Origin of the sequence: Mesorhizobium sp. M7A.F.Ca.CA.003.01.2.1 (genome assembly GCF_003998945.1) — a bacterium.
In the GTDB taxonomy this organism is placed as follows: Bacteria; Pseudomonadota; Alphaproteobacteria; order Rhizobiales; family Rhizobiaceae; genus Mesorhizobium; species Mesorhizobium ciceri.
In genome coordinates this window covers 1-1,639 of sequence record NZ_RZRA01001109.1, presented here as the reverse complement: position 1 = coordinate 1,639, position 1,639 = coordinate 1, and the positions used below count along the sequence as shown (strand labels likewise).

The 1,639-nt window shown below is 59.3% G+C and carries 2 protein-coding genes; one reads left to right on the top strand and one right to left on the bottom strand.

The genetic code is table 11. From position 1 onward, the window contains the following. Positions 1 to 655: 655 nt before the first annotated feature. Positions 656 to 943 carry a hypothetical protein gene (locus EN969_RS30235; protein WP_063168625.1) on the bottom strand — a complete coding sequence of 96 codons (288 nt, stop codon included), beginning with the start codon at positions 941 to 943 and terminating at the stop codon, positions 656 to 658. A gap of 325 nt (positions 944 to 1,268) precedes the next feature. Between EN969_RS30235 and EN969_RS30230 the strand changes: the two genes are divergently transcribed. Then, complete coding sequence (locus EN969_RS30230) at positions 1,269 to 1,487, top strand: exopolysaccharide production repressor protein (RefSeq protein ID WP_224674556.1); 219 nt, start codon at positions 1,269 to 1,271, stop codon at positions 1,485 to 1,487. Positions 1,488 to 1,639 lie beyond the last annotated feature (152 nt).

Genomic DNA, 1,639 nt, shown 5'->3' with positions numbered 1-1,639 from the left:
GCGCAGCAACGTCCCTTCCTGCGCTGAGAGGGTTCGCAAGCCGCTTCGGCGCCTGGCGAACCCTCTATCTTCACCATACGCCGGCCTGCTCGTCGCTATCGTCCAGCAGTTGCTCGTTCAGTTTGCCGCTCGGTTATCGGGCCGTGTGTATCGATCGAGCCGGCGGCGAAGACAAGACACGTTGATCCGTAGGCTGCTCGCTGAAGTAAAGCGAACTGCCGAGAATGAGGAACACGATGCCCACCGCCGTCAATCCAACCATGAGCACGGCAATCGCCGTTCCTGGGCCATAGCCTGTCTTGATGATGGTGGATCGGTGGGCCATCGCGGCGTTCTCCAGACACCCGGCGGTGCCGAGTTCTGCGACAAACGACAAGCGAGGCCCGATGTTCCCTCGTTGGAAGACTCAATCGGTCACTTTGGGCTTTTGCTTTTTCCTGTAGGACCAAGGTCTTATCTGCCGAGCGCAAAGGTCCAAGGGGCCTTGTTCAGTTCCGATAATGTCCCTTGGATGTTCCGTTACTTTAGGTAAACCTGATATATTGCCTGGGCGGAAAACTTAGCTGGCCAAGCAAAATCGCCCGCGAACCGGGCATGGAAAATGTGGCTTTGGCAAGTTCAACAACAGGCAGTCATGTCTCGGGCGACGAATAGCTCACGTCTCGTCGAATCCGCCCTCTCGGGTCTGATCGTGCGTGATTGCGGCTTCTTCCTCATCATCGGGGAGGGCGTCGTCGCTGTCCTGGTACGCGTTATCGTCGTCCTCGTCCGGCAGATCGCCGTCTTTTTCGACGCCGTAACGCATGTCGCCGTTTTCCGGCGCGGACTCTGGCAGGATCTCGCCGCCCTTGATTGCATCCCAATCCTGCTGCTCGATGGTCGGCCCATCCGCCCTCGGTGCGTCATCTTCGATGTCGGCGCTTGGTTTGTTGCGAGGTGCCATGCTGGCCTCCAATCGTTGAAGAACTGGAGGCGAAACTCGGCGTGCCGGCGTTTGTTCCGGACCCGAAGTGCAAAGACCGGCGTGCTTCTGGATTGTCGACGGCTGGCGTGTCAGCCCAGCCCGCCAGCACCGCGGCCGCGGCCCGCACAGTTGCCAAGTTGCCGTGCAAATGGAGAACGCATTGCGGCGACTGACCCCTTACTTGCGAAGTTGCTAAAATAATGAAATGTTGTCCGCGGGAAATGAAATGAGGCAGGGACTGGTTGGAACCGGCGCGGTTTCGACGGTTTTGGAAACCATGTATTTTGGACAGTTTCTGGTAGGAATGTCAGCCACGGCCGTCATCGTCGCGGTCTGGACCTATATGACCACCGGCTCCTTCTGGGAGGCATTTGCCTGGACGATAGCGACGCTGCTTGTCCTGCAGGTCGGCTACTTCGTGCTCGTCGTGAGGCTGATCTTCAGGCGCGCACATGACATCGTGCCGAGCCAGGATCCGGTAGACGCCTTTCCGCCATTGCATCGCGACGGTGTCCAGCTTTGAGACCGGGTGACCGGGACCGATCAGGAATGGCGTTTCCATACCAGGCCGTCCACTCGAGCGCGTGCGCCGGGGCGCTCGGGGAACGTCGCCACCAGCGCGATCACGACCGACGGCAAGGTGTTTGGTCGCTGAGACGGCTTCTGAGCATATCC